At 70.9% G+C, this 9473-nt stretch carries 8 protein-coding genes; all 8 read left to right on the top strand.

Annotated features, from left to right (window positions below; genetic code table 11):
- Positions 1–158 precede the first annotated feature (158 nt).
- The 8 genes from infB to AC08OO_RS00195 all read left to right on the top strand — a co-directional run bounded on the left by infB (position 159) and on the right by AC08OO_RS00195 (position 9464).
- Positions 159–2396, top strand: a complete 2238-nt coding sequence (infB, locus tag AC08OO_RS00230; protein WP_476618121.1) for a translation initiation factor IF-2 — start codon at positions 159–161, stop codon at positions 2394–2396.
- A gap of 78 nt (positions 2397–2474) precedes the next feature.
- Entirely contained in the window at positions 2475–2873 is a 399-nt protein-coding gene (locus tag AC08OO_RS00225; protein WP_476609134.1) for a DUF503 domain-containing protein, read from the top strand.
- Positions 2866–3372 carry a 30S ribosome-binding factor RbfA gene (gene rbfA / locus AC08OO_RS00220; protein WP_476609133.1) on the top strand — a complete coding sequence of 169 codons (507 nt, stop codon included), beginning with the start codon at positions 2866–2868 and terminating at the stop codon, positions 3370–3372. Before AC08OO_RS00225 ends, rbfA begins: the two co-directional genes overlap by 8 nt.
- Before the next feature lie 80 nt (positions 3373–3452).
- Positions 3453–4577 (top strand): DHH family phosphoesterase, encoded by a 1125-nt coding sequence (locus tag AC08OO_RS00215; protein ID WP_476609132.1) that lies wholly within the window; start codon positions 3453–3455, stop codon positions 4575–4577.
- Positions 4574–5608 carry a tRNA pseudouridine(55) synthase TruB gene (gene truB / locus AC08OO_RS00210; RefSeq protein WP_476609131.1) on the top strand — a complete coding sequence of 345 codons (1035 nt, stop codon included), beginning with the start codon at positions 4574–4576 and terminating at the stop codon, positions 5606–5608. Before AC08OO_RS00215 ends, truB begins: the two co-directional genes overlap by 4 nt.
- A 9-nt stretch (positions 5609–5617) precedes the next feature.
- Positions 5618–6547: a bifunctional riboflavin kinase/FAD synthetase gene (locus AC08OO_RS00205; protein WP_476606091.1), complete on the top strand. Its 930-nt coding sequence runs from the start codon at positions 5618–5620 to the stop codon at positions 6545–6547.
- 174 nt (positions 6548–6721) lie between these two features.
- A complete protein-coding gene (gene rpsO, locus AC08OO_RS00200; protein ID WP_011437932.1) occupies positions 6722–6991 on the top strand; it encodes a 30S ribosomal protein S15 in 270 nt (89 codons plus the stop codon).
- A 283-nt stretch (positions 6992–7274) separates the two neighbouring features.
- Positions 7275–9464, top strand: coding sequence for a polyribonucleotide nucleotidyltransferase (locus AC08OO_RS00195; protein ID WP_011437931.1), 2190 nt, complete (start codon positions 7275–7277; stop codon positions 9462–9464).
- Positions 9465–9473 lie beyond the last annotated feature (9 nt).

Raw genomic sequence — 9473 nt, 5'->3', positions numbered from 1 at the left:
CTCCCCGGCCCAGCGCCCCGCGGCCGGGCACCCCCAGGCCAGGTACCCCCCGGCCGGGTGGACCGCGCCCCGGTGGCACCGGTGCCGGTGGTCCACGGCCCACTCCCGGCGGGATGCCACCACGTTCCGGCGGTCCACGGTCCGGAGCAGGGGGTGGCATGCCGCCCCGCCCAGGTGGCACCGGGGGGCCGCGCCCCAACGCGAACATGTTCCAGCCTCGGCCCGCCGGTGGCCCTCCCGGACGCCCGGGCGGTGGTGGCGCGCCCGGTCGTCCCGGTGGCGGCGGTCCGCGTCCCGGTGGCGGCGGTCCGCGTCCCGGCGGATTCGCCGGGCGGGGTGGCGCGCCCGGTCGTCCCGCTGGTGGTGGCGGCGGTGGCGGTGCGCCCGGTCGTCCCGGTGGTGGCGGCGGCGGTGGCGGTGCGCCCGGTCGTCCCGCGGCCGGCGGCCGTGGCCGAGGTGGGACCACGGCGGGCGCCTTCGGCCCCGGTGGCCGTGGTCGCCCCGGTCGCCAGCGCAAGTCCAAGCGCGCGAAGCGGCAGGAATGGGAGAGCGGGCTCGAAGCACCGCGCATGGGCGCGATGGTGCCCCGCGGCAACGGGCAGGCCATCCGGCTTCCCCGTGGCGCCTCGCTGGCCGATTTCGCCGACAAGATCGACGCGAACCCGGGCGCTCTGGTCCAGGTCGTGTTCACCCAGCTCGGCGAGATGGTGACCGCGACCCAGTCCTGCACCGACGAGACGCTGCAGCTGTTGGGTGTCACGCTCGGCTACGAGGTCCAGATCGTCAGCCCGGAGGACGAGGACAAGGAGCTCCTCGAGAGCTTCGACCTCTCTTTCGGCGGGGAGTACGGCGACGACGTCGAGCTCAGCTCCCGGCCGCCGGTCGTGACCGTCATGGGTCACGTCGATCATGGTAAGACGAAACTGCTGGACGCCATCCGCTCCACCGACGTGGTCGGGGGCGAGGCCGGTGGTATCACCCAGCACATCGGTGCCTACCAGGTGCGGGCCAAGGTCGACGGCGACGAGCGTCCGATCACCTTCATCGACACTCCGGGCCACGAGACCTTCACGGCCATGCGGGCCCGCGGTGCGCAGGTGACGGACATCGTGGTCCTGGTCGTGGCCGCCGACGACGGGGTGAAGCCGCAGACCATCGAGGCACTGAACCACGCCCAGGCGGCCGGCGTCCCGGTCGTGGTGGCGGTCAACAAGGTCGACAAGGAGGGCGCCGACCCGGCCAAGGTGCGGGGTCAGCTCACCGAGTACGGCCTGGTGGCGGAGGAGTACGGCGGCGACACGATGTTCGTCGACGTCTCCGCCCGCAACCGGACGAACATCGACGGCCTGCTCGAGGCGATCGTCCTGACCGCCGACGCATCCCTGGACCTGCGGGCTCCGACCGAGGTCGAGGCGCAGGGTGTCGCCATCGAAGGTCGGCTCGACCGGGGCCGGGGTCCGGTGGCGACCGTGCTGGTCCAGCGCGGCACGCTGAGGGTCGGTGACTCGGTCGTCGCCGGCGAGGCGTTCGGTCGGGTTCGGGCGATGCTCGACGAACACGGTGGTCAGGTGGTCGAGGCGGGCCCGGCCCGGCCCGTCCAGGTCCTGGGGTTCACCAGCGTTCCCGACGCGGGTGACAACTTCCTGGTGGTGCCCGAGGACCGGGTGGCCCGTCAGATCGCCGAACGGCGTCAGGCCCGCGAGCGTAACGCGGAGCTGGCGCTGAGCCGGGGCCGTCCGACGCTGGAGACGATCCTCGAGCGGATGAAGGAGGGCGAGAAGACCCAGCTCAACCTCATCCTCAAGGGCGATGTGTCCGGTTCGGTCGAGGCGCTCGAGGACGCCTTGCTCAAGATCGATGTCGGTGACGAGGTCGGTCTGCGGATCATCGACCGTGGGGTCGGCGCGATCACTGAGACCAACGTGATGCTGGCGTCGGCGTCCGACGCGATCATCATCGGCTTCAACGTCCGGCCGCAGGGCAAGGCGACGGAGCTGGCCGACCGTGAGGGCGTCGAGGTCCGGTACTACTCGGTGATCTACCAGGCTATCGAGGACATCGAGAACGCCCTGAAGGGCATGCTCAAGCCCGTCTACGAGGAAGCGCAGCTCGGTACCGCCGAGGTCCGCGAGGTCTTCCGCGTGCCGCGGATCGGCAACGTGGCCGGCTCTCTGGTCCGTTCCGGCGTCATCCGGCGGAACACCAAGGCCAGGCTCATCCGCGACGGCGTCGTCGTGGCCGACAACCTCACGGTCGAGTCGCTCAAGCGTTTCAAGGACGACGCGACGGAGGTCCGCGAGGGCTACGAGTGCGGTATCGGTCTCGGGTCGTTCAACGACATCAAGATCGATGACGTGATCGAGACGTTCGAGCAACGGGAGGTTCCCCGCGCCTGAGCACGTCCGCGGCCGGTGACGATCGAGCTGTCTGCCCGATCGTCACCGGTGGTGTGTGCCCGGCGGCGGGAGACGACCATGTGGATCGGAACCCTCAGCCTTGATCTGCTGCTCGGTGACGTGCACTCGTTGAAGGAGAAACGGTCGGTGGTGCGGCCGATCGTGGCGGAGCTGCGTCGCCGTTTCGCCCTCAGCGTGGCCGAGACCGGCCATCATGATCTGTACCGGCGAGCCGAGATCGGGATGGCGGTCGTCGCCGCGGACCGGGCGCACTGCGTCGAGGTCCTCTGTTCCTGCGAGCAGCTGGTGGCCCAGCGACCGGACGTCGAGGTGCTCGCCGCGCGGGCGCGCTACTTTTCGGCGGACGACGCGGACGACGAACCGCATGCACCCGGTGAACCGCATGCACCCGGTGCATCTGCCGCGGTGAGCGTGCCGCCGGCGGGACCGGCGAGCAAGGAGGTGGACGGTGGCTGATCCGGCCCGGGCACGGCGGCTGGCCGTGCGTATCCGCGAGGTCGTGGCGTCCACGCTGGAGCGTGGCGTCAAGGATCCTCGACTCGGCATGGTGACCGTCACGGATGTGCGGCTGACGCCGGATCTGGTCGACGCGACGGTCTTCTACACCGTCTACGGCGATGAGACGGCGCGGCAGGCGTCGGCCCAGGCGCTCGAATCCGCCCGGGGGCTGCTGCGCAGCCAGGTCGGCCGGGCCACGGGGGTGAAGGTGACCCCGACGCTCACCTTCGTTCATGACCGGCTTCCCGACGACGCCCAGCATCTGGAGAAGCTGATCAGCGTTGCCCGGGAACGCGACGCGTATCTGGCCGAGGTCCGTCGGGATGCTCGCCCGGCGGGCGACGACGATCCCTACCGCCGGCCGCGCTCCGCCGCCGGCGAGCCGGATGAGCTGGGCGAGCCGGATGAGCTGGGCGAGGTGGACGAGTACGGCGGGACGGCCCGGCAGGAGGGATGACGGGGTACGGGCCCGGGACACCGCGGTGACAGGCACGAGACAGCTGCGATGGGACGAGACAGCGGCGATGGGAACTGACGATGAGCGATGCGACCGATCTCGCGGACCCGCCGGCGGCGTCGGTCAACCGCTCCCGCCCGGACGGTGCCGGTCCGACCGGTGATTTCCAGGCCGCGGTGACCGCACTGACCGGCGCGATCGACGCCGGTGACGACATCCTGCTGATCGCCCACGTGAACCCCGACGGGGACAGTCTCGGATCGGCGTTGGCGCTGGGGCTCGCGCTGCGGTCGCTGGGCGGAAGGCCGCGGGTGTCCTTCGACGCGGATCCCTTCGTCGTTCCCCGGGTGCTTCGCTTCCTCGCCGGTCAGGATCTGTTGGTGGCCCCCGAGGCCGTCACCGGCAGGCCGGGTCTCGTGGTGACCCTGGACGCCGGCAGCCGGCCCCGGCTGGGCAGGCTCGCCAGCACCACGGCCGGTTGCCGGGTCCTGGTCGTCGACCACCATGCCTCCAACACCCGGTTCGGCGATCTCAATCTGGTCGACCCCGAGGCGGCCTCGACCAGCGCCATGGTCATCGACCTCGTCGATGCCCTGGGCGTGCGGCTCGACCGGGACATCGCGACAGCGATCTACACCGGTCTGGCAACCGACACGGGATCGTTCCGTTTCGCCGCGACGACACCGGCGGTGCACCAACTGGCCGCCCGGCTGGTGGCCACGGGCATCCGTCCCGACCTGATCAGCCGTGCCCTGTGGGACACCCACCGCTTCGGCTATCTCAAGCTACTCGGGGAGGTTCTCGGCCGCGTCCGGCTGGAGCCCGAGTACGACCTCGTCTGGTCCTGGTGCAGCCAGGCCGATCTGCGCGCCGCGGGACTGGAGTACGACGAGATCGAGGGGCTCATCGACACGGTGCGCACCGTGTCGGAGGCAGAGGTCGCCCTTGTCTGCAAGCAGGATGGTGACGTCTGGAAGGTCTCGGTCCGTTCCAAGGGGGACGTTGACGTCGGCGCGGTCTGTACGGCTCTCGGTGGTGGCGGCCATCGCTTCGCCGCCGGATTCTCCTGCGGGACGACGCCCGACGAGTTGATGGACGTGCTTCGGGACGCGCTGGCGCGGGCTCCGCGCCTGGGGGGCCCGGGGACGCGGGAGAATCCGTGCGGCCCGGGTGGCCCGAGGAACGCGGTCCGGAGCCCGCGGTGAACACCCGGGGGGGATCCACCCGGGGACCCGCGCGGCCGGGGGGAGCCGCATCCCGCCGGGGATCCGGTCCCAGCCCCGGGCCACAGGTCGACGGGCTCGTCGTCGTGGACAAGCCAGCCGGCTGGACGTCGCACGATGTCGTCGCCAGGGCGCGGCGCATTCTCGGGCAGCGTCGGATCGGCCACGCGGGCACCCTCGATCCGATGGCGACGGGCGTGCTGGTGCTGGGAGCCGGCCGGGGAACCCGCCTGCTCGGACATCTCGCCCTCACCGACAAGGTGTACGATGCCACGATCCGGCTCGGCCGGACTACCACGACCGACGACGCCGAGGGCGCGCCGGTCGAGGACCGTCCGGTGGACGTCGACGCCGACCGGCTCACGCGGGCCATGGCGGCCCTTACCGGGGTGCTCGACCAGGTTCCTGCCAGCGTGAGCGCGGTCAAGGTGGGCGGGGTACGCGCGTACGCCAGGGTCCGGGCCGGCGAGGTGGTCGATCTCGCCCCACGCCGGGTGACGGTCCACCGCTTCGACCTGCTGGCGCGGCGGGCTGCGGGCGACGGGGCGGTGGACCCGGCCGGAACCGATCTGGAGGTCACGGTCGGTTGCTCCAGCGGAACATACGTGCGGGCGCTCGCCCGTGATCTCGGGGCGGCGTTGGACTGCGGGGCGCATCTGACCGCCCTGCGGCGCACCGCCGTTGGTCCCTTCGATCTGGCGGGCGCAGTGACTCTCGACACGTTCGCCGAGCTGGGGCCGCGGGCGGTCACGTCGCTGACCGACGCGGTCGCGGCCGGCTTCCTGCGCCGCGACGTGACGGCGGAGGCGGCAGCGGACGTGTCCCATGGCCGACGGTTGCCCCCGGTAGGACGGCCGGGTACGTACGGCGTCTTCGGTCCCGACGGGACCGTGCTGGCCCTGGTCGAGGAGATCGAGCATGCGGTCCGGTCGCTCGTCGTCTTCGCCCCGGCCCAGTCCGGCGGCCCCGGCCGGGGTTCGGTGGCCCGACGGCGCCCCACGAGAATGTCCTAGGCTTCGCACGTGCAAACGTGGCGAGGGGCGGAGAACACGCCTGTCCAGTGGCGGGGCGGGGTCGTCACGATTGGCTTCTTCGACGGGGTGCACCTCGGACACCGGCAGATCATCGGCCGGGCGGTCCGGCTGGCGCGGGAACGCGGTGAGCGTTCGCTGGTGTTGACCTTCGACCCGCATCCCGGCGAGGTGCTGCGACCCGGCAGCCATCCCGCCCTGCTCACGACGCTGCGTTTCAAGGCCGAACTGTTGGCCGGGACCGGGGTGGACGCGCTCTGCGTCGAGCCGTTCACGCTGGAGTTCAGTCGGGTCTCCCCGGCTGACTTCGTGCACGGGATACTGGTCGAGCGGCTGCGGGCGAGCGTGGTCGTGGTGGGGGAGAACTTCACCTACGGTCACCGGGCCGCCGGGAGGCTCGCGACGCTGTCGGAGGCGGGCGCCCGGGAGGGATTCGAGGTTGACGGGGTCCGTCTCGTCCGCTCCGGCGAGCAGGTGCTCTCCTCGACGGCGATCCGTGCCCGGGTGGCCGAGGGCGACGTGGCGGCCGCGGCGGCCGGGCTGGACCGGCCGCATCGGGTCGAGGGTGTCGTCGTGCACGGCGACGCGCGTGGCCGCACCATCGGCTATCCTACGGCGAACATCCAGGTGACGCCGTGGGCCGCCGTTCCGGCGGACGGCGTGTACGCGGGCTTCGCCTGCTGGTCCGGCCGCCGCCAGCCCGCCGCCATCTCGATCGGTACGAATCCGACGTTCGAGGGACGCGACCGGCGCGTCGAAGCGTTTCTCCTGGACTTCGACGAGGATCTCTACGGCGAGTACATGGCCTACGAGTTCACTCATCGGCTGCGTCCGACCCTGCGCTTCGACTCGGTGGCCGAGCTCGTCACCCAGATGGCCGCGGATGTGGAGGCCACCCGCGCGGCAACCCTGCTCGTCTGAACTCGGCTGAACTCCGCCGGTGGCCGAGCGGCTCTCCTCGGGTTGATAGGCTTCCCGGTCAGGCGGGTGCGGTGTGTCCGGACCGGACGGCGATGGTGCCGAGGTCCGGTGATCGATCCGGGTGGGGAAGACCCCGGACGTGCGCCGTCCCGAAACAGAAGGAGAAGGTGGAGCGTGCCGCTCGCGAGCGACGTCAAGCAGAAGATCATGTCCGATTACGCCACCGTCGAGCGGGACACGGGCTCGCCCGAGGTGCAGGTCGCGATGCTGACCCGTCGGATCAGTGACCTGACCGAGCATCTCAAGGTGCATAAGCACGATCACCACAGCCGCCGCGGTCTGCTGCTACTCGTCGGCCGTCGCCGACGGCTGCTGAACTACCTGGCGAAGACGGATATCAACCGATACCGCGCTCTGATCGAGCGACTCGGGCTACGGCGGTAGCGCGAAGAGGGAGCGGCCCGGCTGGGACGCTCCCTCTGACGCATCGGGGGTAGGTACCGAATGCGTCGAGCCGTCGGCGGAGTCGTCCGCTCGGCGGTGTGGAGGACCTGGCCGGGTCCGTGGTGGTGCGAGCCGCCGGTCCTCGGTCGTGGTCGCCGGGATGGGTACGGGCACCGGACCCGGGGACTTCGACTGAGCACCGGCATCCTCGTTGGCGTGGACCCGGCCGTAGAAGAGGCTCGGCCGCGTGGATCCGGCCGAGGAAGAGGATGGAGTGGTTCGAGTGGACGACTCGACACATGCGGCCGAAGCGGTCATCGCGACCCCGGCCGGAGACCGGACGGTCCGGTTCGAGACCGGGCGTCTCGCCAAGCAGGCCGCCGGCTCCGCCGTCGCCTACCTGGGCGACACGATGGTGCTCTCGGCGACGACGGTCAGCAAGCAGCCCAAGGAACAGCTCGACTTCTTCCCGCTGACGGTGGATGTCGAGGAGCGGATGTACGCGGCCGGGCGCATCCCCGGTTCGTTCTTCCGGCGGGAGGGCCGCCCCAGCGAGGACGCGATCCTCACCTGCCGGCTCATCGACCGGCCGCTGCGGCCGTCGTTCGCCAAGGGGCTGCGCAACGAGATCCAGGTCGTGGCCACCGTGCTCGCCCTGGATCCCGACACCCTTTACGACGTGGTCGCCATCAACGCGGCCAGCGCGTCGACGACGCTGTCCGGCCTGCCCTTCACCGGGCCGATCGGTGCGACCCGGGTCGGGTTCGTCGACGGCGAGTGGATCGCCTTCCCGACCCATGCGGAGCTCGCTCGGGCGACCTTCGACATGGTCGTGGCCGGTCGGGTGATCGAGGACGGCTCGGACGTCGCGATCATGATGGTGGAGGCCGAGGCGACCCCGGGCACGGTCGAGCTGCTCGCGCACGGCGCGCCGGCTCCCACCGAGGAGGTCGTGGCCGCAGGCCTCGAGGCGGCGAAGCCCGCCATCCGTGAGCTCTGCCGGGCCCAGAGCGAGCTGGCCGCGCTCGCCGCGAAGCCTGCCCGGGAGTTCCCCGTCTTCATCGACTATCACGACGACGTGCTGGACGCGCTGTCCGCGGCAATCGGCGACGAGCTGTCCGCCGCGCTGCGCATCCCCGGCAAGGCTGAGCGCGAGAACGAGCTCGACCGGGTCCGCCAGCTCGCGGCCGAGAAGGTGGCCTCCCAGTTCGAGGGGCGAGAGAAAGAGATCGGCGCCGCCTACCGGGCGCTGACCAAGAAGCTCGTCCGCTCCCGCATCGTGACCGAGAGCGTGCGCATCGACGGTCGCTCGACAACCGAGATCCGCGCGCTGTCGGCCGAGGTCGACTACATCCCGCGGGTACACGGCTCGGCACTGTTCGAGCGGGGCGAGACGCAGATCCTCGGCGTCACGACCTTGGCCATGCTGCGCATGGAGCAGACGGTCGACACGCTCAACCCCGACCGCACCAAGCGGTACATGCACAACTACAACTTCCCGCCGTACTCCACCGGCGAGACCGGCCGCGTCGGTTCGCCGAAGCGCCGGGAGATCGGCCACGGGGCACTCGCCGAGCGGGCCCTGCTCCCGGTGCTGCCCAGCCGCGAGGAGTTCCCCTACGCGATCCGGCAGGTATCCGAGGCGCTGGGCTCGAACGGGTCAACGAGCATGGGCTCGGTGTGCGCGAGCACCCTGTCGCTGCTCAACGCCGGGGTACCGCTCAAGGCGCCGGTCGCCGGGATCGCGATGGGCCTCATCCACGCCGACGACTCCTACGTCACCCTGACCGACATCCTCGGGGCCGAGGACGCCTACGGGGACATGGACTTCAAGGTCGCCGGCACCCGGGACTTCGTCACCGCGCTCCAGCTCGACACCAAGCTCGACGGTATCCCGGCCTCGGTCCTCGCCGCGGCGCTCCAGCAGGCGCGCGGGGCGCGGCTCGCGATCCTCGACGTGATGGCCGAGGCCATCGGCAGCCCGGACGAGATGTCCGCTCACGCCCCGCGGGTCATCTCCGTCAAGATCCCGGTGGACAAGATCGGGGAGGTCATCGGGCCCAAGGGTAAGATGATCAACCAGATCCAGGCGGACAGTGGTGCCGAGATCACCGTCGAGGACGACGGGACGATCTACATCGGCGCGGTGGACGGTCCGTCGGCGGAGTCCGCCCGGTCGGCGATCAACGCGATCGCCAACCCGCAGATGCCCGAGGTCGGCGAGCGTTATCTGGGGACGATTGTGAAGATCACCAATTTTGGGGCCTTCGTCTCGCTCACCCCGGGCCGGGACGGTCTGCTCCACGTCAGCAAGCTCAAGACACTCTCCGGCGGTAAGCGGGTAGAGAAGGTGGAGGACGTCCTGACGGTGGGTCAGAAGCTTCAGGTCGAGATCACCGAGATCGACAGCCGCGGGAAGATCAGCCTGTCCCCGAGTGCCGAAGCCGCCGACGCGGCGGCCGCCGCCTCCTGACGGCCCGTC

The organism is Frankia sp. CeCAU1 (assembly GCF_977971845.1).
Note: the sequence above shows the minus strand (reverse complement) of the source record. Positions and strands in the feature narration are given on the sequence as shown.

Coding starts and splice junctions, on each gene's coding strand:
- infB (WP_476618121.1), top strand. CDS start 159: ATGCCGCCCCGCCCAGGTGGCACCGGGGGGCCGCGCCCCAACGCGAAC.
- AC08OO_RS00225 (WP_476609134.1), top strand. CDS start 2,475: ATGTGGATCGGAACCCTCAGCCTTGATCTGCTGCTCGGTGACGTGCAC.
- AC08OO_RS00215 (WP_476609132.1), top strand. CDS start 3,453: ATGAGCGATGCGACCGATCTCGCGGACCCGCCGGCGGCGTCGGTCAAC.